The organism is Blautia sp. AM47-4 (assembly GCF_003479865.1).
GTDB lineage: Bacteria > Bacillota > Clostridia > Lachnospirales > Lachnospiraceae > Fusicatenibacter > Fusicatenibacter saccharivorans.
In genome coordinates, this window is record NZ_QUHY01000001.1 from 157,263 (window position 1) to 179,870 (window position 22,608).

Here is a 22,608-nt window from a genome sequence, read left to right on the forward strand (position 1 = left end):
AAAGTGAGGAAAGACAGATGAACTTTACAGAAAGAAGAAAACAGGTTTTTGATAAAATGGACCAGGATTCCGCACTGCTTTTGTTTTCTGGAATCGAGCTGCATGTCAGCGCAGACGAATATCTGCCGTTTGAAGCAAACCGCAACTTTTTCTATCTGACCGGCCTTCGCAGAGATCACATGATCCTGATGATGAAAAAGACCGCAAAAGAGGAGAAATCCATTCTGTTTATCGAGAAAGCGGATCCGAGCCAGGAGAGATGGTTTGGAAGAAAAGTAACCGTATCCGAGGCACAGGAGATTACCGGAATCGACGACGTTCGTTTCCTGGATTCCTTTGAGGGTATGGTAAACCGTCTGATGGCACGCGAGGACATCGGAACCCTGTATTTCGACTGCTACCGCTATCAGTTCGAGGATCTGCCGGACTACAACATGGTAAAGGCAGAGGAGTTTGCAAAGAAATTCCCGGGCAGACCGATCAAAGACATTGCGCCTGTCATCGCGGCACTGCGTATGCAGAAGGATGCGGATGAGATCGCACTTGTCCGCCAGGCAATCAAAATCACGGATGATGCGCTGAAATTTGTAATGAAAAACCTGAAACCGGGCTGCACCGAGTATCAGGCACAGGCTGATTTCGAGTACAAGATTTTCCACGAGGGAGCAGACGGAACCGCATTCCCGACGATCGCAGGAAGCGGTGCAAACGGAACGATGCTGCACTACGACACCAACCGTGACGTGTGCGAGGATGAGACCCTGCTTCTGATGGACCTCGGAGCAAAATTCCAGGGCTACTGCGCAGATATCACCAGAACGTATCCAGTCAACGGAAAATATACGGACCGTCAGAGACAGGTTTACGACGTTGTTCTGGCAGCAAACCGCGCCGTTGCAAAAGCAGCAAAACCGGGTATGACATTAAAAGAGCTCGACGATATCGCAAAGGATGTTCTCGGCGAGGGCTGTGTGAAACTTGGCCTGATCGAGAAGAAAGAGGATGTCGGAACCTATTACATGCACGGCGTTTCCCATCACCTCGGCATTGATGTACACGATGTGACCGCGGCATGGACGACAAGCTGCGTCCAGGCGCCATCATCACCGATGAGCCGGGTCTTTATATTGATGAGTGGGAGATCGGAATCCGGATCGAGGATGATATCCTGATTACAGAGGACGGATGCGAGGTTCTTTCCGAGAATCTGATGCGTGATCCAGACCAGATTGAAGCCTTTATGCAGGAAAAAGAGGCGTAAGAAAAAAACTACGGAGGATTTAGTTAGATGAAAATTGCAGTTACATACGATAACGGGAATATTTTCCAGCATTTTGGAAAAACAGAGAATTTTAAGGTTTACGAAGTAGAAGACAATCAGGTGGTTTCCAGCGAAGTGATCGGATCCAACGGAACCGGCCACGGCGCACTGGCAGGCCTTCTTTCCGAGCAGGGCGTGGATGTTCTGATCTGCGGCGGCATCGGCGGCGGTGCACAGGCTGCTCTTGCTGAGGCAGGCGTAGAGCTCTGCTCCGGAGCGGAAGGAGATGTGGATGCAGCGGTGGAAGCTTACTTAAACGGAACGCTCACATCTGCAGGTGCAACCTGCGATCACCACGATCACGAGGAAGGCCATTCCTGCGGCGACCACTGCGGAAGCCATGAGGAAGAGGAGAGCTCCTGCGGCGGTTCCTGCGGAACCTGCGGCGGCGGATGCGGTGCACCGACTCCGGTTATGGAAGGTAAGAATGTCGGAAAAACCTGCCGTACCCACTACAGAGGAACCTTCAACGATGGAACCCAGTTTGATTCTTCCTACGACCGCGGCGAACCGCTCGAGTTCATCTGCGGTGTGGGGCAGATGATCCGCGGCTTCGATGCAGCCGTTGCAGAGATGGAAGTCGGCGAAAAAGTCAACATCCATCTGATGCCGGAGGAGGCTTACGGAATGCCGGATCCGAACGCAATTTTCACCGTTGCGATCGCACAGCTTCCGGGAGCAGAGGAAGTAGAGATCGGACAGCAGGTTTATCTGCAGAACCAGTATGGCCAGCCGTTCCCGGTAAAAGTTACTGCAAAAGACGAGACCAATATCACGTTTGATGCCAACCATGAGATGGCTGGAAAAGAGCTGAATTTTGAGATTGAGCTGGTTGAAGTGAAATAAAAAAATGCATAAAAAAGAGTGTCAGGACGAAGGAGCCAGGCACTCTTTTTTGATGCGCAGAAAAATCAACGATTCCCATTTCCGATTTCCGTTATTTTTTGTAAAAGTAAACAAAAAATGACCAAAATTCATTTTTCACCATTTCAAATATTGACTAATAGTCATTTAAGTTGTAAGATGTGGTACTAGAAAAACAAGTTAAAAATGAATCAGAGGAGATGAATGAAAATGGTTAAAGTTGGCAAATGGATTGCCAAGCACAGGATTCTGATGCTGATCATTGGATTTCTGCTGATTATTCCGTCAGTCATCGGAATGGCAGCAACGAAAGTAAACTATGATCTGCTCAGCTATCTGCCGGAGCATCTGGAAACTGTAAAAGGACAGGACATTCTGGTAGATGAATACGGCATGGGTGCGTTCTCCATGGTTGTCGTGGAAAACATGGAAATGAAGGACGTACAGAAACTCGAAGAAAAATTCGAGCAGGTAAACCACGTAAAAGAAGTTTTATGGTATGACGATGTGGCAGACATCAGCGTGCCGGTTGAGATGATCCCGGAAAAACTCCGGAAAGCATTCTACAATGGGGATGCAACCATGATGCTCGTTCTGTTCGATAATACGACTTCTTCCGATGACTCCATGGAGGCAATCGAGGATCTTCGTAAAATTGCGAACGAGCAGTGCTTCATCGGCGGTATGACCGGTGTTGTTACCGATATCAAAAACGTAGCATTAAAAGAGCTGCCGGTTTACGTTGTCATCGCCGCAGTTTTGAGCCTCGTTGTCATCGAGCTGACATCGACTTCCTTCGTTGTTCCGATCCTGTTCCTGTTAAGTATCGGACTTGCAATCCTTTACAACCTGGGAAGCAACGTGTTCCTTGGTGAGACTTCCTACATCACAAAAGCGCTGACCGCCGTGCTGCAGCTTGGTGTTACGATGGACTACTCCATCTTCCTGCTGAACAGTTTCGAGGAGAATAAAAAGCGTTTCCCGGATGACAAAGAGCGTGCGATGGGCCATGCAATCGCCAACACGTTCAAATCCGTAGCCGGAAGCTCCGTTACCACCGTAGCCGGTTTCCTGGCACTGTGTGTTATGACCTTTGCCCTTGGCCGCGACCTTGGTATCGTTATGGCAAAAGGTGTTTTGATCGGCGTTGTCTGCTGTGTCACCGTCCTGCCGGCCATGGTTCTGGTATTTGACAAGGCAATTGAGAAAACGAGACACAAACCGCTGGTAAAAAGCCTGGATAAACCGTCCGCCTTTATCACCAAACATTATAAAGTATGGGTTGTGATCTTCCTGGTTCTGCTGTTCCCGTCGATCTACGGAAACAATCATACCCAGATTTATTACAACATCGCACGTTCCCTTCCATCTACCCTGGACTGTAACGTGGCAAACGATGAAGTAAAAGCGCAGTTCAACGTCAGCAACATGCACATCGTCATGATGGACCGCGATATGGATTCCAAACAGAAAAAGAAAATGATGGAGGAGATCGGCAACGTAAAAGGTGTCAAATCGACCATCAGCATGAGTTCCCTGCTCGGGCCGACGATTCCGGAATCCATGATCCCGGAAAATCTCCGAAGCATGCTGCAGAGCGATGAGTATGAGCTTGCATTTGTGAGCTCTGAATATGAGTCCGCAACAGATGAAGTAAACGAACAGGTCAAAGCGATTGACAAAATCGTAAAATCCTACGATAAAAATGGAATGGTCATCGGTGAAGCACCGTTGATGAAAGACCTGCAGGATGTTACCGATGCTGACCTTGTCAACGTAAACGTGCTTTCCATTGGTGCAATCTTTATCATCATTCTGCTGATCTTCAAATCGATTTCTCTGCCGATTATTCTGGTAGCAGTCATCGAGTTTGCAATTATGCTGAATATGGCAATCCCGTATTATCAGGGAACCAGCCTTCCATTCGTGGCCAGCATCGTAATCGGAGCGATTCAGCTCGGTGCAACCGTGGACTACGCGATCTTGATGACAACCCGTTATCAGAAAGAGCGCCAGAATGGAAAAGACAAAAAAGAAGCTATCAGTATTGCGCATAAGACCAGTATGCCGTCCATCATCAGCAGTGGCCTGAGTTTCTTTGCCGCAACCTTCGGTGTAGCCTGCTACTCTCAGGTTGAGATGATCGGTTCCATCTGTACTCTGCTTGCACGGGGCGCGATCATCAGTATGGTCGTTGTTATCCTGATTCTGCCGGCAATGTTTATGATTTTCGATAAACTGATCTGTAAGACATCGATTGGATTTTTAAAGAAGAAAACAAAATAAAGTATGACAAATCCCCTGTACCGGAAGTAGCTGGTGCGGGGGAATTTTTTGCTTTGCGTTCAAATTTCTGATGTGACGGATAAGATTCTGCCACGGATTGAAGACTGGCAGAACCGGCCACTGGACGAGGTCTATCCTATTCTCTACATCGATGCAATCCATTATTCTGTAAGGGATAATGGCGTGATCCGAAAGCTTGCTGCTTATCCAATGCGTCGTAAAACCCCTTGCTGTGGGGAGTGTCAAATGGAAGAAGTATACCGGAAAAGAAGAAGGATAATACGGAAAATCTGAAAAGATAAAAACTACTCTTTATGAAGCGTATTCTCATAGTGACAGATCACTGGATGATATCCTGGCGTTTATTGAAGGAAGAGATGATGATATTGACAGAAATACTCCGGGGAAAAATAAAAATCCCCGGAGTATTTTTACGTGTTTCTATCTAAAAGCACCATCAAAAATCATATCAGCAAATCTTACATTCCGGTCACTCACCGCACCAGACAATTCAAACATTCCTTTAGTACCATCTGTGACAATCAAAGTCAAGGTATTTTCATGAAAATAGAATTTCCATGTTTGTGAATGCCCGGTTTCCTGCCAGCATATAGTCAAAATAAGGGTACTCTGGTCTACCCAACTGTGATGGGCAGCATATTTCCAAATACGGTTTCTCTGTTCGTCTCCAATAAGTGGGCTATTTGACGGAATTTCAATTGCATATGTGGTTTCTCCAAATAAATCAACAGTACAGGAACTGTGAATAGTCTGTATTTCATCGATTACAAACTCCATACGGCTGTTGCCAATTTCAAAGCGAAGAGTATGTTTTTCATCTGATGTACGACTGCGTAAATCAAATTCTTTTCCCTGAAGCATATGCATTAGATAAGAAGCACTCGGCGAATATACAATAGGAGTTTCCCACTGGTTCATTACGTTTTTCATGTATTGGTAACACCATGCATCACGAGGTTTCGGCTGCTCAGTTATGTTATTAAGGATATACTTTTCAATCAGAGGGAAAATTCTGCTTCCATCCGTTTCTTCAGCAGTAGTTGTAATAACCATATCCATTTTCGGAAATACCATGCAATACTGGCCAAATGCTCCATCAGCACGATAGCTCCCCGGACTGTTCTCCCAAATTTGATATCCATAGTGGCGGCCCCATCCGGCACATCCCTGCACGTTTGTGGAAATGTGGGGGTATGATGCCTCCGTAACCCATTCTTCCGTGAGAATGCGTATGCCATTGTAAACACCTTTATGTAAGTACAAAAGTCCCAGTTTTGTGAGATCACGTGGAGCAATCAAAAGCCCCCATGCTCCAGTGTTAACATCTCCATGTTTATCCCAACTGACATCTGTAATCTCCAGAGGATCAAATAGATGCGTCTGTAACCAATCTTTCAGGCACATGCCAGTCACACGGCTGATAAGTTCTGACAGCATATAAGTTCCTCCGGAATTATAGACAAAATGAGTTCCTGGCTCATATACTATTTTTCTGGTAAAAAAGATTTCCGGCCAGGGTCTTATGCCATTGCACATATCTCCCACTGTATCCACGCCATGACCCGTACTCATAGTCAAAAGATGGCAAATTTTTATGGTACGGGCTGCATCATCCATGTCCAAATCTCGACATTCCGGAAAATAATCAAGAACGAAATCATCTACCCGCAACAAACCTTCTTTTACCGCAATCCCTATAGCCGTGGATGTAAATGTTTTGCTTACGGAATATACCAATCTTTTATCAAGTGCACAAAACGGATATTTGGAAACTTCTGCTATCGCTTTATCATGGCGAACAATATGAAGAGTCCGCAATTTATAATTTATTTCATCACATTCTTTCAGAAACTGGGCAATAGCTACAGAGGAAATGCCTACATCTTCAGGAATATAAAATTTATTGAATAATTGTGTCATTAGAATTCTCTCCTTTATTGAGTATTTCTCAATTTTATAACTTCTTCATCTGCATTCATAAAGTTACTAATCAAAACTAACAAAATGCTACAGACCAAAGGAACGACTGCATATCCGCATCTTTCAGCAAACAGGGTGACAGAAGATTGTGCAATGCCATTATTTGCAGCCTGAGCGTCATATTTACCCAGAGACAAAGTGTGTGTCCGGTCAATGATAAAACCGCTTAAAAATTCTGTCACTGCGTTGATAATACGTCCGGCAGACATCATAAAAGCAATAAACGACATGGACAACAGCAGATTGTCGGTCAGATACAGTGTTAAAAAGAACCAAGAATACCACCCAGACAATTAGCTCCACAGCCAAAAAGTGCGTATCCAAACATTTGAGATTTTGCAATCTCTCAATTATTCTTATCTCTCATTGTGATAATCCTCCAAGATTATTTTAAGTTTTTTACGCGCGCTTTTACTTATCTGAAAGATATCATAGATAGTATATTGTAAGATATAGGAAAATTAACCTTTGAATTTAGTAATATTGACTAGTCATTTTTATAAAATGATATGGGCGTCAAAACACTCGTTTTATAGTAACTCATTAACTAACGTGCCTTGAAAATTTCATATAAGACAACAAATATTTCATATTAGTAGTGTTTTCCATTAACATACATTCAGATTCTTTGTTACTTTTTTAGCTGTTTGCTGAAAGTAAGGCGCATTGATCCAGACTGTCCAGATAGGCTGACAGTTTCTTAAAATTCAATGCCGCAAGTTTAATTCCGAACCGAAGCTTTGTGGCTAAAAGTCCTCTGACCGGCATTGCCCTGTCTGCTTGATATAGCTACAGCTTTTCGGGGCATTTCCGGCAGGACAGCTGATAGCCCTGGTCCCTTCTTCTGTGAATAAGAAATTATTCATTCTTAGCAAAAGACATAGGATCACCTCACAAATAATCTGAGATCATTATACCATTTCCTGACATAAATTTGTTGTTTTATATGAAATTTTCAAGGTTCGCACGGGCGTACCTTTTGACCCCCTAATCATAAAATGGATTTTTTGTTATCATTTTTCTATAATTTCCAGGGGTTTTCGAATAATATTTTTTAAACTGAGCGATAAAACTTCCCTCATCCGAAAAGCCCACCTCCTGAGCGATTTCAGAGATCCGTGTGTTTGTGTCCTTAAGCAATTGTTCTGCATGAATAACCCTGCACTGTGTCACATACTGATTAAATGTCATACCTGTATTTTTTTTGAATAAACGGCAAAAATATTCCTTGGAGAAGAAAAAACGTTCTGCTACTTCACTGGTCTTGAGATTGCTGCTGTAGTTTTCATGAACATAATTAAGAACATGTTCAAAACGCTGAAAACTTTTCGAACTTGTCGCTTCGAACTTTTCCCGTTTCATACAACATTCTGTTGCAAGAATATACACAATTTCACAAATTTGTTTGATTGCATAAATATTCATATATGCTGCATCTTGTGTTTTACATTTCTTATTCATTTCTTCAAGAAGTAACTGTATCTTCCGTTCTGCCATATTGTTAAGAATAAAGTAACAGTTATCATAATCTGGAATCACTTTTTTTAGAAAATCGTAGCTGATTTGTATCGTAACCCCTGTAACGCAGATCCCGCCCTGTGGAAAAAAAGGGATAGACGAATGGACTTCTCTGCTGTTTATCACAACAACATGTGAAGGCGTTACATCTTCAATTCTTCCATTTATAAAGAAGCGGGAAGAGCCTTCAAAAACCGTATTTATTTCCAACTCTGGATGCCAGTGACTTTTTATGATTGCACTGTCCGCCCGGGTATGGCGAATCAATCGTCCAGGAACGATTCCGTTTAGTTTTACTTTTTCATAAATTCCATAATCTTTCATTCGTTATACCTCCCTGTCTGGATTTCAATCAAATAGGAGAGAGTGATTATTTTCCGTCATCAATAAACGTAGTACGCATTTCTGTATCCCATAGAGATATGTGTAGTATTCTCATTGCGAGAACTCATGCAAAGTATATCAGATTAATTTAAAAATGTCTAATAAGTATGATATGGATGTCAAAACACTCGTTTTATAGTAACTCATTAACTAACGTACCTTGAAAATTTCATATAAGACAACAAATATTTCATATTAGTAGTGTTTTCCATTAACATACATTCAGATTCTTTGTTACTTTTTTAGCTGTTTGCTGAAAGTAAGGCGCATTGATCCAGACTGTCCAGATAGGCTGACAGTTTCTTAAAATTCAATGCCGCAAGTTTAATTCCGAACCGAAGCTTTGTGGCTAAAAGTCCTCTGACCGGCATTGCCCTGTCTGCTTGATATAGCTGCAGCTTTTCGGGGCATTTCCGGCAGGACAGCTGATAACCCTGGTCCCTTCTTCTGTGAATAAGAAATTATTCATTCTTAGCAAAAGACATGGGATCACCTCACAAATAATCTGAGATCATGATACCATTTCCTGACATAAATTTATTGTTTTATATGAAATTTTCAAGGTTCGCACGGGTGTACCTTTTTTTACAAAAATGATTAGTCAATATTTCTAAATTTAAAGGTTAATTCTTCTATATCTTCCAATATACTATCCATGATATCTTTTAGATAAGTAAAAACGCGCGTGAAAATCTAAAATAATTTTGGAGAGTTATTGCAATGAGAGACAAATAATAGAGGTATTGTAAAATCTCAAATGTTTGGCCTTATAGTAGGACTTTCTAAGAATATAGGGAGGAATAACATGAAAAGGAAGAAAATTTTAGCTCTGCTTATGGTAGCAGCACTCTGCGTTGGAACAGTGGCAGGATGTGGCTCCAAGGATACGGAAAGCAGTAAGAGCGAAAGCAGCAAGAATGAAAACAGCGAGAGCAGTACTGGGGACAGTAAGGATGATTTGTCACCTATAACTTTCAAGTACTACAATGCAGACGGAAAAAATGGTAACTGGGAAAATCCTGTTGCTCAGGCGATTACTGAAGCCACAGGTGTGACTTTGGATATTTCCTATCCGGTATCCAGTACAGGCGATCCTGACGAGGATATATCTTTGATGATTGCTGAGGACAAATATCCAGATATGATTTATGCTAAGCAAAGTGTAAACAGTCTGTATGAGGCAGGTGCACTTATTGATATGACAGATCTGATCGAGGAATATGGTCCAAATATTAAAAAAATGTACGGCGATGAGTTTGAAAAGCTGAAATGGGGTTCTGGAGATGAAGGAATATATCAGCTTTCTTATGCTGGTGTAGGATACCAGATTTTGGCAACCGGAGGAAACTGCCAGATACAGTACGCAGCTCTTAAGGAAAATAATTATGAATATCCTAAGACTCTGGAGGAGTATGAAGCCCTGATCAAGCAGTACCTGGCAGCACATCCTAAAACCGATGATGGTCTGGATACCATTGGTATTTCCATGAGTGCTGCTGACTGGCACTGGCTCATTACACTCAGTAATCCCGCTGGATTTATTGCTGATGGTGCACCGGATAACGGTTCCTGGCTTGTTGATGATAACTATAACTGCATTTACAAGCATGTGAGTGATAAAGAAAAAGAATATTTCAGATGGCTGAGTCGTATGTATGATGAGGGAATTCTGGATCCAAACTTTGCAACACAGACAGATGACGATTACATTGCAAAGCTTGCCAGCGGACGTGTTGTAGCTATTACTGATGCACTTTGGCATTATGGACAGGCGGAAGCAACATTGAAAGCAGAAGGAAAACTGGATAAAACATATTGTCCGCTTCCTGTGACAATTGATGCTGAGACGAAGGCACCCACACTGATGTATCAGGGTCTTCAGGTTGGATACGGACTGGCAATCACAAAGGACTGTGAGGATCCGGTTCGTGCAATTAAATTCCTTGATTATCTCTGCTCCGATGAGGGTGCAGTACTTTACAAATGGGGTGTTGAAGGAGAAAACTATTTTGTAGATGAGAATGGAATGAGATATCGTACGGAAGAAGAGATTGCAAAAGCAAGTTCTGATCCGGATTACGGAAAAAATACTGGTATTGGCAATTATACGGGATTTCCGATTTATGGAGACGGTGCAGTGGATGAAAATGGTAATCCTTACACACCTGTTACGAGAGAATCTGTAATTGCAGAGTATAACGAGGAGCAGAAGGCAGCTTGTGAAGCATGGAATGTAGAGATGCTGACCGATATCTTCCCGCAGCCAGATGAATTCGAAACACCGCCGTATTCCCCACTTTGGGCATATGCGACACCGCAGGAGATTACGAACAATGTGGAAATTCTGAATGAGATTGCATGGCCGGGACTGATTAAGTGCGTGACAGAAAGTGTAGATAATTTTGATGCAAACTGGGATCAGCTGATTGCGGATTATGAGGCTAATGGATTGGAAGAAACAGAACAGATGATGACAGATTTCCTGGCAGAAAAAATTTCATAAACAAAAATATGGAAACTGATAAAGGGACCTGATTCGTAAGGAGTCAGGTTCTTTTCATAAATGGATAAGAGGGGAATAGAAATGAAAGGCAGGGAAAAAATATGAAAAGTAATACGATATATCCGCCGATGTCCGAACGTGAGATCAGCGGTGCTGCAATATCGAGAGAAGCGGCGACGCAGGGAATGGTACTTTTAAAAAACATAAATGGGGTTCTTCCGTTAAAGGGCAGGGGAAAGATTGCCTTGTTTGGAAACGGAGCTGCCAGAACAATCCGCGGCGGAACGGGATCGGGAGATCCTTTTAACGGCGGTCTTTCCGGCGGTGGTGATCAGGATGTGGATCAGTCTCTGCGTTATCATATTAATATTCTGAATGCTATGGAACAGAAGGTTTTGAGATTGTGAACCGGGAACAGCAGATGGCGTGGGCCAGATGCTATGATCTGGCCAAAAGAGAGATGAAGGACCAGGTCATGAGTGTTTTTGCGTTTCCGGAGGAACCGCTGACAACAGAAAAACTGGAAGAATATGCAAAAGAAACAGAAACTGCTATTTGTGTCATTTCGAGAAATTCCGGTGAGGGAAATGATCGTTTCATGAAAAAAGAAGTATCCATTGGGGATAAAAAGTATGAAATTGGAGATTACAGGCTTTCTGCAGTGGAGATGGATAATCTTAAAAAGCTGCGGTCAGCTTTTTCCTCATTGATACTGGTGCTGAATGTTCCGGGCTCCATATCGGTGCAGGATCTGGAGGCAGCTTGTGCGGATGCTATTCTTCTCATGGGGCAGGCAGGACAGGAGGGAGGAGCCGCCGTTACCGATATTCTCACCGGTAAGGCAACACCGTCAGGAAAGCTGACCGCAACCTGGGCAAAAAAATATGAAGATTATCCTACGGCAGGCAATTTCCTTCAGGATTTTAATAAAACAGTATATACGGAAGGAATTTATGTAGGTTATCGTTACTTTGATACATTTAATGTTGAGCCGGGTTATCCTTTTGGTTATGGACTCTCCTATACGACATTTGCACTGGGAAATCTGGAGGCATCGCTGGATGAGGATACACTGGTTCTTGGCGTAACAGTAGAAAATACAGGAGCGTTTGCCGGACGTGAAGTTGTGCAGGCATATGTTTCTGCACCGGTATCGGAGATGGATATGCCGGAACAGGAGCTGAAAGGTTTCCAAAAAACGATGTTACTGGCACCGGGCGAAAAGGAAGATATCAAAATCCGCATACCGCTGCGTAATCTTGCATCTTATAGTGAAAATGCAGGAGGTTATATTCTGTCAAAAGGAGATTATGGAGTGCGTATCGGTACTTCTTCCAGAGATACAAAACCGGTGTGCAAGATTCGGCTGGAACAAACTGCTTTGACAGAACAGGTATTGGTGGAGCTTCCGTTAACGGAAACTTTGGAGGAAAAGAAGGGGTTAACTGACCGAAAGGATGAAACTATATGGAAGGATGTACGGTTCTTCTGGCTGTGCAGATACCGGAAACGCTGGATTCGCGTTCAGCCTATAGCGATGAAAAGGTGGTTACATATGCGACAGATACCAGCTATCAGCCGGTTATGCCTTACGAAACAGTACGGTATGTGGAAAAGAAAGAATGGAAGCTGAATGATGTGGCTTCGGGCAGAGTGTCAATGGAAGAATTTGCTGCACAGCTTGATGCTGCACAATTGGCGGATCTTTGCTGTGGTACAGGCTGGGGTGTGCAGGATGAGAACAATCCTGTGATTGGAGCCAGTTCGGAATCTGTACCTGGAGCGGCAGGGGAAACAACACACGCACTGGAAAGTTATGGTGTTTCTTCTATTGTATTGGCAGACGGTCCGGGCGGTGTGCGTATCACACAGCAGTTTGAGGCAACCGATCTGGAATCGGGGGAAAAGAGGCAGGTATACCATTACTGTACGGCATGGCCGGTGGGTACGCTTCTTGCTCAGTCTTTTGATCCGGAAATTTTGGAACAGGTAGGATGCGGAATGGCAGCAGATATGCAGGCAATGCGGATTGATTTGCTTCTGGGACCAGGAATGAATATTCAGCGTGATCCTATGTGCGGACGAAATTTTGAATATTTTTCGGAAGATCCTCTCATATCTGGAAAGATGGCGTCAGCAATGGTACGCGGCCTTCAGAGCCTGCCAGGAGGAGGTGGATGCATTAAGCATTATGCAGCTAATAATCAGGAGACGAATCGGAATGCTGTGGATTCTGTGATTGGTCAGCGGGCACTGAGGGAAATTTATCTGGAACCCTATAAAATTGCTATTCAGGAATCTCAGCCGTTGTCTATCATGAGTTCCTACAATCTGATCAACGGTGTTCCTACAGCAGATAGTTATGACTTATGTACGGATCTTGCCCGCGGAGAATGGGGATTTGAAGGTCTGATCATGACTGATTGGAACGGAGGCAGCAGTACACCCTGGAAATCCATGCATGCCGGAAATGATTTGATTATGCCGGGAGGAAAAGGAAGGGCCATGAATATTCTTCAGGCTGTGAAAACAGTTATGCCGGAGTTTGATGAACGTGGGCAGGTAATTATGGTGCAGGAAGTACCATTTGCACCGGTTTTTGCAGCCCGCTGGAATTCCTTTACGGTTGATCCGGAAGGACCGGATACAGTCATGGCACCTCTGGGTGAAGGACATACTGCCGAGATGAAGGATGGAGAGATTTTGGTTGATGGGGAAAAAGTCTACATGCAGGCAAATGATATGAAAACATTTTTCAATGATCCGGCAAGCTTTGTGCCAAAGATATGCCCGGCCAATGAGGAAGTTGCTTTTATTTTAGATGATGGCAGAGCAATCGGGTACAAAGGACATTTGGATAAGAAACCTCGTCTGTGTCTCGGAGATGTGCAAAGATGTGCAGTCCATAATCTTCGGATCATTCTGAAATGTATGGGATTATAGTAGATGGGTATCAACAATTATTGCATAATGAGGTGAAAAAGTTTAGAAAATGAGAGGATGACTGAAGTCGGAAAAGAGATTGGATATGAAAATACGGAAAACTTTTTTCGTGCGTTTAAAAAGCATTATCATATGACTCCCTCTCAGTATCGGGCTGCAATACAGGAAGAGACCAATATGCAAACTGTATGTGGAGATAGAGATGTAATAAAACGGTAACAAAAAAATGACAAAATGGTAATGAAATAAGATATACATAAAATTACTAAAGAAAGGTGGAATACAAAATGGGAGATTGTTTTTACTGTAGTAAGGCAGAACCGGTAGTTCAGACTAAGGCGGGTAAGATACGGGGATTTAAGATGAATTCTACATACACTTTCCATGGCATCAAGTATGCTGATGCTGATCGCTTTCAAATGCCCAGAGAGGTAAAACCATGGAAAGGTATTAAAAATGCTCTGGCCTATGGTTATGTGTGCCCTATGCTGATGCAGGATCATCCGTTGATGGAGGTTATGATCCCACATCGTTACTGGCCAATGGATGAGAATTGCCAGTATCTGAATATTTGGACACAGAGTCTGGATCCGGAAGCAAAAAAACCGGTTATGGTATGGTTGCACGGAGGTGGATTCTTTGCAGGCTCATCCATTGAACAGGTGGCGTATGAGGGAGATCATCTGAGTGAGTACGGAGATGTGGTTGTCGTGTCATTGAACCATCGTCTGAATATTTTGGGATATCTTGATTTATCTGCTTATGGGGAAAAATACTATAATTCTGCTAATGTGGGGAATGCAGATATGGTCGCAGCCCTTCATTGGATTCAGGACAATATTGCTGGTTTTGGCGGAGATCCAGGTAATGTAACCCTGTTTGGTCAGTCCGGTGGTGGAATGAAAGTTTATTCCCTGATGAATACACCGGCTGCAGAAGGTTTATTCCATAAGGGGATTATCCAGAGCGGCGTAATAGAAGAAGGTAAAAAAGAGGCAGAGGATGACGGTACCGCAATTGTGGAGGCCCTTCTGACGGAATTGAAGTTGGAATCCGTTGAGGATTTGGAAACGATTCCTTACTATTTCCTTGCGGAAGCATATAATAAGGTGTCACCCAAGCTGCAGGAGAAAGGACTCTACGTGGGAGGAGAGCCGAGAGCAAATTCATGGTATGCCGGTGATCCGCGCAGAGTAGGATTTACCGATGGAGCAAAAAAGATTCCGGTGATAGTGGGTAGCGTTTTTGGAGAATTTGATTTCAAGCCGGTTCTGGAGAATAGGGATGAACTGACCCGTGAGGAAACGATGAAACTTCTGGAAAAATGCTTTCAGGAGGATGCAGAAGAGATTGCAGCAGAATTCGAAAAAGCATATCCGAATAATCGCCTTGTAGATGTTCTGTCGCTGGATTATATTTTCCGTTATGCATCGAAAGATTTCATTGCGAAGAAGTCAGTACATAAGGAAGCTCCCGTATATTCCTACATGTTTAATTATGAATTCCCATATGAGGGAGGAAAACTGGCATGGCATTGCTCTGAAATCCCGTTTGTTTTCCATAATATTGACCGAATTCCTATCTGCAATGTGCCGGGAGAAACAGACCGCCTGCAGGAGAGAATATGTGGTGCCTGGATAAACTTTGCGAGATACGGAAATCCTTCCGTTCCTTCTCTTCCGCAGTGGCCGGCATGTGAGCCAGGTAAAGAGGCAATTATGATTTTTGACAATATCTGCGAAGTTAAAGATAATTATGACCACAGGCTGATGGAGCTTCTTGTTAAACATGCTCCGGCATTTACTGTACCATTAGATGAGGATGCAGAAAATGTATTTATGCACTGATGCGGAAAGGATGGAATGCATATGGCAAAGCTGACTACATATCAGGTGACGGAGATTGCAAAAGACACCTGGGTTATCAATGAGGCTGGTATGACAGCCATGTTTTTGTTAAAAGGTACGGAACGTGCATTACTCATCGATACGGGTGTCGGAATGACAGACCTGAAAAAGCTGATTTCCTGGCTGACTCCGCTTCCCTATGATGTAGTGTTGACACATGGACATCCGGATCATATCGGAGGAGCTGCTCAGTTTGAAGAGGTATATATTCACGAAAAAGATGAGGATAGTCTTAAACCGATAAATTATGATAGCATCGCAGATTATGTGGAACTTTTGGGAAATATGGGAGCTTACGATGTGTATGACTGTAGCCCTGCGGATATCCGGCGGATACAAAAGATGCCAAAATGTCTTCCTTTGAAGGAGGGGATGGTGTTTGAGCTGGGGGGACGCAGTATCGAGGTAATTGAGACACCGGGTCATACATCGGGAGGCTGTTGTTTCCTTGATCGGAAAGAGCGAATCCTGTTTTCTGGAGATGCCTGCAATGGTAATCTGCTCTGCAGAGACAGTATTAATACACTATTGGGAGCTCTGGATAAAATCAAGTCCTATGAAAGTGAATTTGACCGCAATTTTAATGGCCATGTGGGATATGCGGGAATGCCTTTCGTTGGTTCCATGGATCATAGCATCATGAATACAGCGATACGCATCTGTGAGAATATCCTTTCAGGAACTGCGAAAATCGAGGATGGCGGTAAGAATGCGTTTGACGGAGATTGCAAGGTTGCGACAGACGGAAGAATCCGTATTGTATTTTCCCCAGACAGACTGATAGATGAAGGTGAAATTCCAGTAAGATAAACACAACAGACTCCGCTGGGGTTAACTTAAGCCTGAAAGCCTTGAAATCAAGACCTTTGGGCTTTTTATAAGTGTGCCATCAAGGCAGAATCTCCGGTTCTGGTGGCTTACAGTACCATAGAAATGATGAGGTAATAATAATAATGAAAAAATATTTTTTATATTTTCTTGGTTTGAATTTAATAGCTTTTGCTGTTGTATTAAATGTTCGCTTTGATTTAGGAGTTGCTGCTTTTAGTTCTGTGATGTATTCAATATCACAAATCTATAACATTTCTTTAGGAACAGCTTCTATTATTTGTTACTTAATATTTGTTATTATTCAATGTATTTTATCCAAAAAGATCACAGTTACTTTTATTTTAGAAATTCCGTTATCGTTTGCTTTTGGTTGGTTGACTGATTTATATGATTTTATAATTCCTACATTATCGTTAAGTTTATACTTAAGGGTTATTTGCTTTATTATGACGATGTTCATTACTGCAATGGGCGTATTTTTAAGCGTGAAAACAAATCTTATTTTAACACCAACTGATGGTATTGTAAAAACTATTTCAGAAGTCTTCTCTTTTCCTTTTTCAATAGTGAAAAATACTTTTGATATTACACTTGTGTTTGTCACTATTATTTTATGTTTAATTAATCATACCCATTTTTATGGTCTTGGTATAGGAACCATACTGACAGCCTTATTTATAGGAAGAATTATTAATATTTATGAAAAAAAGATACAGTTATCTTTTTAAAGGTGACAATTGGGTATTACGATGCTAAACTGTTGGGGTTTAGTCATATATTGAAATAATCGTATCTGTATGATAGTATATCAGATGGAGAATGTCTCCATCTGATATGTCATTTACGGCGAATATCTATTATAATTATAGGGACTGTATTCAGAAACATATTATTCCCAGAATTGGCGGTCTGAGGCTGCTTGCGCTCAATCAAGGGCATCTGATGAAAATGTATAAAGAACCTGTAAAACAATATTCTGCTATTCCTAAAAGGGCAAGAACAATTATGAATACCTCTATGAGATACGCATTATCGAAAAGGTTGATTATGACGAATCCCTGTGAAGGTTTGGAACTGCCAAAAGGAGTAAAAAAGTCAAAGTATTATACGATTATTGTAGATGAGACTAAAACATATACTTTGGAGCAGGTAAAACTGTTGCTGGAAGCATCGAAGGAGACACGGATCCATATGCAGATGGTCTTTGCCTTGTTAATGGGGCTTTTAGCCAACCTTGATCATAGCGCACAATAAAACACTTGCAGCACAGCTGTATGGTGAGTTTAAGGAATTCTTCCCGGAAAACGCAGTGGAATACTTTGTCTCCTAGCATGAGAAAGTCACAAAACGGGTAGTATTTTGTGGTATGTGGGTGGTTGAACATCCAGATGTTGTGGAAGCGGTAGTGGTGAGAGTATAGGTGAAAAGCGGGTGGATGAAGAGGTTTTGTGACTTTTCATCGCCTGCTTTTTGATTATGGAATTTGAAAAAATTAGTGTATAGGGGATGAAAAGTTGATATAATTAAGAGAAGAAAAAAGTGATTTGAAAAGGAAGAAGAAAATATAATGATAGGGTATATAAAATTTGAAAATGAAATAAAAATTGGTGATATCGAGCTTGATTTTTTTAAAAATAAAAATGAAGTATATAATACAATTGTACTTGCAGGAGAAAATGGCTGTGGAAAAACAACAATTTTGAATGCAATTGCTGCTTTTCAAAGAGGCAGCTATTTGCATGAAAGTTCATCGGTGCAAAAGGTGATGTATTTGGACGAGAATGGGAAAGTTCATGAAATTTTGAGAGAGAAGGAGTCATTGAGATATTCTAAACCAGGCGGGATTACACAAGAAGAATGGGAAGATGCAAATGAGTTTACAGAGCAAGATTTTTACGCAGAAAAGATGAAATTATCTAATGAAAAGCCATATGATATTCGTAATAGGAAAGTGATATTTTCAGAGGCTAGATCTGGATTTGAGGTCAAATTGGAAGGTAATAATAGCAATTATGATTATGAGGAAGATAAATATGAAAAAAAAGGGGCAAATTATTCGGGAATTGTTCAGTTACTAATTGATTTGGAAGAAAAAGATAATTATGAATTTATAAAATACGCTAAACTTAATCCAACATGTACATATGAAGAGTATATGAAAAAGAATTCACGTATATTGAGATTTAAAAAAGCCTATGAAAGTATGTTTGAAGAGTTGGTGTATGTGGCGAGAAGCCAGAAATAGACTATAGAACAATTTGGTTTTTAAAAGGAGAACAACTAATAGATATTAATGAATTAAGTACTGGGGAACAACAGATTGTTTTTCGAGGGGCAGATTTATTATATCAAGCAACAAATGGTGCTACAATTATTATTGATGAACCAGAATTAAGTCTTCATCCTAAATGGCAGAAAAAAATTTTGAAATTTTATAGAAATTTGTTTACAAACGAATATGGGAAACAAATAGCACAATTGATAATAGCAACACATTCGCAGTATATTGTTCAAGAGGCAATGAAGGATAGTGATAATGTGAAGGTGATTCTTTTGAAAAAAGAAGGAATTGAAACTAAAGCAAACGTAATTGATAAAGCAGTCCTAGGAATGTATTCAAGTGCTGAAATCAATTATTTGGCATTTGGTGTAGAAAAAAAAGATTATCATATTCAGTTATTTAGCGCATTACATAATAAGTTGCAAAATATACCAGAAAACGAGGTAAATGCTCATATTGCGTCAATAGATTGCTATATAAAAAATCATAGATTATATGATACAGTTAGACATGAAAAAGAGGACACGTCACATAATCATTATTATACATTGCCTGTATTTATCAGAAATGCAATTGATCATCCAGATAGTGGACGCAGATTTAGTGATAATGATTTAGATGTATCGATAGCTTTATTGCGAGATATTTATAAAGAAGTGGCTGAGAGAAGATAAAAGAATTGAAAATATGTTGTTGATTTCTTATTAATTAGGTATAATATAAAATTAACAGATAAAACAGAAGGGAGGAATATGATTGAAAAAGAATCAGAAACTTCAGAGTATAAAAAAGAATCAGAAAGATCAGGTATCTCAATATTCTATAAAAATGACAGAAAGAGATTCTGGAGATAATGCAGAACAACAAGAGTATTTAAAAAGCGATAAAATGCAAGAAAATCTGGAACATATAGGGAAATATTTTCAAGAAGTAGATTATACACAGCTTTTGGAAAAATTACAACAAGTAGAAATAAATAAAAAATATGTAAAAGAACTGGATACAAAAATTATTCCGTATGAAATACCAGAAATGTATTCTTTGAATGAAACAATTAAAAAGCTTGCAGTTATAGAAACAAAAATGAATAAACTTAGTGAATATATTACAAAGACAGACATAGAGGCAGTATCAACAGATTGGAGAAAAATAGGGAGGTGTATAAATGAAGCAGTTTTCAAGTCTACAAGAATCTATACAAGAAAATCCGATTGAAGATGACGCAAAAGAAATATCAGAAATATCCGACATTATAGATAAATCAGATATTCAGGAAGAGGATAAAGCAAGAATAATTGCTTGTATACGTCGAGAAGAATTTGCAGGGCCTTTACCACATCCTTCTATTTTGAAACAATATGATGAAATACAGCCAGGGTTTGCACAAGAAATTTTGAAAATGGTTATAGATGAACAAGGGCATAGGCATAATATGGAAAGTATGTTAATTGAAAGCCAAACTTCATTATATTCGGGAAAAGTGGAAGTACTTAAAACATCAATAAAACTAAAAACAAGATTACAAATATTTGGTTTTGTTTCCACTTTCTTTTTGTTAGTTATAGGTGCAATTTGTATTTTTATGGATAAAAATGTGGGAAGCATAGCTCCGTTTATATTAGCAATTGGATCATTTTGTTGGACAATGTTTTATGGAAAGAAAAAAGCAGATGAAGAAGATTCCGATGAAGAGGAATCTGATGAAGGAAAGTCCGATGACGAAAACAAGGTATAAATTTCACGAAAAATAGGAGTTGAATGAATAATTAAAAGCCGATTGGTTCACTAAGAATCAGTTGGCTTTTTTCATGCCCATTTTTGTACATAGCCGGTTTCGTAAAAAGGATTGGCTATTAAATTTTTCGAGGAAGGAGGAAACCATATGACTAAGTGTAAAGTAATTGCCCTTGCAAATCAGAAGGGAGGAACAGCCAAGACCACAACAACATTAAATCTGGGAATTGGTCTTGCACATCAGGGGCGAAAAGTATTATTGGTCGATGCTGATCCACAGGGGGATTTAACAACTGCATTGGGTTGGACAAATGCGGACAGTCTTCCGATTACACTGGATACACAAATGAAGAAGATATTACAAGACGAACCGTTTGTGTATAATGAAGGCATTTTACACCATGAAGAAGGAGTAGATATTATTCCGACCAACATTGAATTATCGGGCATGGAAATCTCACTGGTGAATGCCATGAGCAGAGAGCAGACTTTAAAGTTATATCTGGCAGATTTGAAAAAGGATTATGATTATATCTTGATTGATTGTATGCCCAGTTTGGGAATGTTGACCATCAATGCATTAGCTGCCGCAGACAGCGTAATTGTACCAGTTCAGGCTCATTATCTTCCACTAAAGGGCATGACGCAGTTAATGAAAACAATCGGAAAGGTACAAAGACAGTTAAATCCCAACCTGAAAATTGGTGGAGTATTGCTGACGCTTGCAGATATGCGGACAAAACTTGCAAAGACAACAGAGGATAGCCTTAGAGAGAATTATGGAAAGCATATTAGGATTTTCAAAACTGTTATTCCAGTGGCTATCACAGCAGCAGAAAGCAGTGCAGCAGGACAGAGCATTTATGAGTATGACAAGAATGGAACTGTTGCAAAGGCGTATGCAGAATTTACGATGGAGGTGATTCAGTGTGGCGAAAAGCAGAGAAATAAACATGAATCTTCCCTCAGTCGATGACCTTTTTACCACGCAGGAAGAAAGAGATCAAAAGAATCAAGAGTATGTAAAAGACATTTCCATTTATGAAATTACAGATTTTCCGAATCATCCGTTTAAAGTAAAAATGGATGATAAGATGGTGGAAACAATCGAAAGTGTTCGAGAACATGGTGTATTAGTTCCTGCTCTTGTCAGAGAGAAGCCAACAGGCGGGTATGAAATGATTTCCGGACACCGCAGAAAAATGGCATGTGAGATGGCGGGAAGAGAGAATATCCCTTGTATTGTAAGGAATCTTACAGATGATGAAGCGGTCATTGTTATGGTTGACAGTAATCTTCAAAGGGAAGAAATTTTACCGTCAGAGAAAGCATTTGCTTATAAAATGAGACTGGAAGCAATGAAACGACAGGCAGGTAGACCTAGTAAAGAAAATGTGTCGCCAGTGGCGACGCATTTACGGGGGAAACGTTCTGATGAATTATTAGGAGAACAAGTAGGTGAAAGTAAAGATACAATCCGCCGATATATCCGCCTTACAGAACTTATCCCGGAAATCCTTGAAATGGTCGATGACAAAAAGATTTCTATGCGTCCGGCGGTAGAACTGTCTTATTTGCCGAAAGAGGAACAGGCGATATTATACGACACCATGGAGTCGGAGGCTTGTACCCCAAGTCATGCACAGGCTATTAAAATCCGCAAATTTTCAGCAGAGGGCAGGTTGAATGAAGATGTTTTGCTGTTGATTATGTCAGAAGAGAAGCCAAATCAGGTAGAGCAGTGGAAAATCCCGAAGAACCGACTGAAAAAATACTTTCCATCGGGAACTACACAGCAGAAAATGGAAGAAACCATTATCAAAGCACTGGAATTATACCGGAAACGGGAAAAAAGCAGGGAACGATAGGCATTTTGACACCAAGGGAGAAGTCTATCTGTTGGTGGTCAATGAGAAATCAGCCTTTTTCTGTTTTCCCCTCCCCACACCCTACCCCTTTGGTTTACCAGCAGATTACCAGCCGAAAAGACAATAAGGAGCCGGGGACCTCTTCTCTTTCGGCAGGCAGAGATTTC

At 41.1% G+C, this 22,608-nt stretch carries 22 protein-coding genes and 2 pseudogenes; 21 read left to right on the forward strand and 3 right to left on the reverse strand.

Translation table 11 applies throughout. The features are described 5' to 3' along the window. Positions 1-17 precede the first annotated feature (17 nt). The 5 genes and pseudogenes from DW965_RS00785 to DW965_RS00800 all read left to right on the forward strand — a co-directional run. Positions 18-1,172, forward strand: a complete 1,155-nt coding sequence (locus DW965_RS00785; protein ID WP_256372837.1) for an aminopeptidase P N-terminal domain-containing protein — start codon at positions 18-20, stop codon at positions 1,170-1,172. After that, entirely contained in the window at positions 1,103-1,261 is a 159-nt protein-coding gene (locus tag DW965_RS20320; RefSeq protein WP_256372654.1) for a M24 family metallopeptidase, read from the forward strand. Before DW965_RS00785 ends, DW965_RS20320 begins: the two co-directional genes overlap by 70 nt. Before the next feature lie 27 nt (positions 1,262-1,288). Beyond that, on the forward strand, positions 1,289-2,167 hold the full coding sequence (locus DW965_RS00790) for a NifB/NifX family molybdenum-iron cluster-binding protein (protein WP_117804619.1): 879 nt from the start codon (positions 1,289-1,291) through the stop codon (positions 2,165-2,167). A 228-nt stretch (positions 2,168-2,395) separates the two neighbouring features. Beyond that, complete coding sequence (locus DW965_RS00795; protein WP_117804618.1) at positions 2,396-4,471, forward strand: efflux RND transporter permease subunit; 2,076 nt, start codon at positions 2,396-2,398, stop codon at positions 4,469-4,471. 63 nt (positions 4,472-4,534) lie between these two features. Beyond that, positions 4,535-4,678, forward strand: a pseudogene (locus DW965_RS00800) (transposase); the annotation flags it as partial. 234 nt (positions 4,679-4,912) lie between these two features. On the opposite strand, the gene DW965_RS00805 reads toward DW965_RS00800, so the two are convergent. The 3 genes from DW965_RS00805 to DW965_RS00815 form a co-directional block, all read right to left on the reverse strand. Beyond that, positions 4,913-6,412 (reverse strand): serine hydrolase domain-containing protein, encoded by a 1,500-nt coding sequence (locus DW965_RS00805; RefSeq protein ID WP_119197899.1) that lies wholly within the window; start codon positions 6,410-6,412, stop codon positions 4,913-4,915. 14 nt (positions 6,413-6,426) lie between these two features. Further along, positions 6,427-6,765 (reverse strand): MFS transporter, encoded by a 339-nt coding sequence (locus DW965_RS00810; RefSeq protein WP_117804616.1) that lies wholly within the window; start codon positions 6,763-6,765, stop codon positions 6,427-6,429. A gap of 694 nt (positions 6,766-7,459) precedes the next feature. Next, positions 7,460-8,314, reverse strand: a complete 855-nt coding sequence (locus DW965_RS00815) for an AraC family transcriptional regulator (protein WP_119197900.1) — start codon at positions 8,312-8,314, stop codon at positions 7,460-7,462. A gap of 865 nt (positions 8,315-9,179) precedes the next feature. Between DW965_RS00815 and DW965_RS00820 the strand changes: the two genes are divergently transcribed. The 16 genes and pseudogenes from DW965_RS00820 (at position 9,180) to DW965_RS00890 (ending at position 22,441) form a co-directional block, all read left to right on the forward strand. After that, positions 9,180-10,877, forward strand: coding sequence for an extracellular solute-binding protein (locus tag DW965_RS00820; RefSeq protein ID WP_158582768.1), 1,698 nt, complete (start codon positions 9,180-9,182; stop codon positions 10,875-10,877). A 101-nt stretch (positions 10,878-10,978) separates the two neighbouring features. Then, positions 10,979-11,284: a glycoside hydrolase family 3 C-terminal domain-containing protein gene (locus DW965_RS20325; RefSeq protein ID WP_119197902.1), complete on the forward strand. Its 306-nt coding sequence runs from the start codon at positions 10,979-10,981 to the stop codon at positions 11,282-11,284. Beyond that, entirely contained in the window at positions 11,281-12,510 is a 1,230-nt protein-coding gene (locus tag DW965_RS00830) for a glycoside hydrolase family 3 C-terminal domain-containing protein (protein ID WP_119197903.1), read from the forward strand. Before DW965_RS20325 ends, DW965_RS00830 begins: the two co-directional genes overlap by 4 nt. A 26-nt stretch (positions 12,511-12,536) precedes the next feature. Beyond that, entirely contained in the window at positions 12,537-13,820 is a 1,284-nt protein-coding gene (locus tag DW965_RS19490) for a glycoside hydrolase family 3 protein (protein ID WP_256372838.1), read from the forward strand. A gap of 57 nt (positions 13,821-13,877) precedes the next feature. After that, positions 13,878-14,039 carry a helix-turn-helix domain-containing protein gene (locus tag DW965_RS22380; RefSeq protein WP_082424921.1) on the forward strand — a complete coding sequence of 54 codons (162 nt, stop codon included), beginning with the start codon at positions 13,878-13,880 and terminating at the stop codon, positions 14,037-14,039. Positions 14,040-14,107: 68 nt separating this feature from the next. Then, complete coding sequence (locus DW965_RS00845; RefSeq protein WP_119197905.1) at positions 14,108-15,667, forward strand: carboxylesterase/lipase family protein; 1,560 nt, start codon at positions 14,108-14,110, stop codon at positions 15,665-15,667. A gap of 21 nt (positions 15,668-15,688) precedes the next feature. Next, positions 15,689-16,537 (forward strand): MBL fold metallo-hydrolase, encoded by an 849-nt coding sequence (locus DW965_RS00850; RefSeq protein ID WP_158555036.1) that lies wholly within the window; start codon positions 15,689-15,691, stop codon positions 16,535-16,537. 143 nt (positions 16,538-16,680) lie between these two features. Then, positions 16,681-17,286, forward strand: coding sequence for a YczE/YyaS/YitT family protein (locus DW965_RS00855; RefSeq protein ID WP_117510997.1), 606 nt, complete (start codon positions 16,681-16,683; stop codon positions 17,284-17,286). Positions 17,287-17,500: 214 nt separating this feature from the next. Then, entirely contained in the window at positions 17,501-17,812 is a 312-nt protein-coding gene (locus tag DW965_RS00860) for a hypothetical protein (protein WP_147398760.1), read from the forward strand. Then, positions 17,787-17,885: pseudogene (locus DW965_RS22385) on the forward strand (DEAD/DEAH box helicase family protein); the annotation flags it as partial. The gene DW965_RS00860 and the pseudogene DW965_RS22385, both read left to right, overlap by 26 nt. Before the next feature lie 240 nt (positions 17,886-18,125). Next, positions 18,126-18,803: an ATP-binding cassette domain-containing protein gene (locus tag DW965_RS00865; RefSeq protein WP_119197907.1), complete on the forward strand. Its 678-nt coding sequence runs from the start codon at positions 18,126-18,128 to the stop codon at positions 18,801-18,803. Positions 18,804-18,841: 38 nt separating this feature from the next. Next, complete coding sequence (locus tag DW965_RS00870) at positions 18,842-19,513, forward strand: AAA family ATPase (protein WP_442857819.1); 672 nt, start codon at positions 18,842-18,844, stop codon at positions 19,511-19,513. 82 nt (positions 19,514-19,595) lie between these two features. Beyond that, a complete protein-coding gene (locus DW965_RS00875) occupies positions 19,596-20,054 on the forward strand; it encodes a hypothetical protein (RefSeq protein ID WP_119197909.1) in 459 nt (152 codons plus the stop codon). Further along, the gene (locus DW965_RS00880) at positions 20,005-20,574 is read left to right on the forward strand and encodes a DUF2335 domain-containing protein (RefSeq protein ID WP_119197910.1); all 570 of its coding nucleotides are present in this window, start codon (positions 20,005-20,007) and stop codon (positions 20,572-20,574) included. Before DW965_RS00875 ends, DW965_RS00880 begins: the two co-directional genes overlap by 50 nt. A gap of 147 nt (positions 20,575-20,721) precedes the next feature. Beyond that, a complete protein-coding gene (locus DW965_RS00885; RefSeq protein WP_119197911.1) occupies positions 20,722-21,549 on the forward strand; it encodes a ParA family protein in 828 nt (275 codons plus the stop codon). Beyond that, positions 21,503-22,441 (forward strand): ParB/RepB/Spo0J family partition protein, encoded by a 939-nt coding sequence (locus DW965_RS00890; RefSeq protein WP_119197912.1) that lies wholly within the window; start codon positions 21,503-21,505, stop codon positions 22,439-22,441. The genes DW965_RS00885 and DW965_RS00890 overlap by 47 nt, the downstream gene beginning before the upstream one ends. Positions 22,442-22,608: the final 167 nt, after the last annotated feature.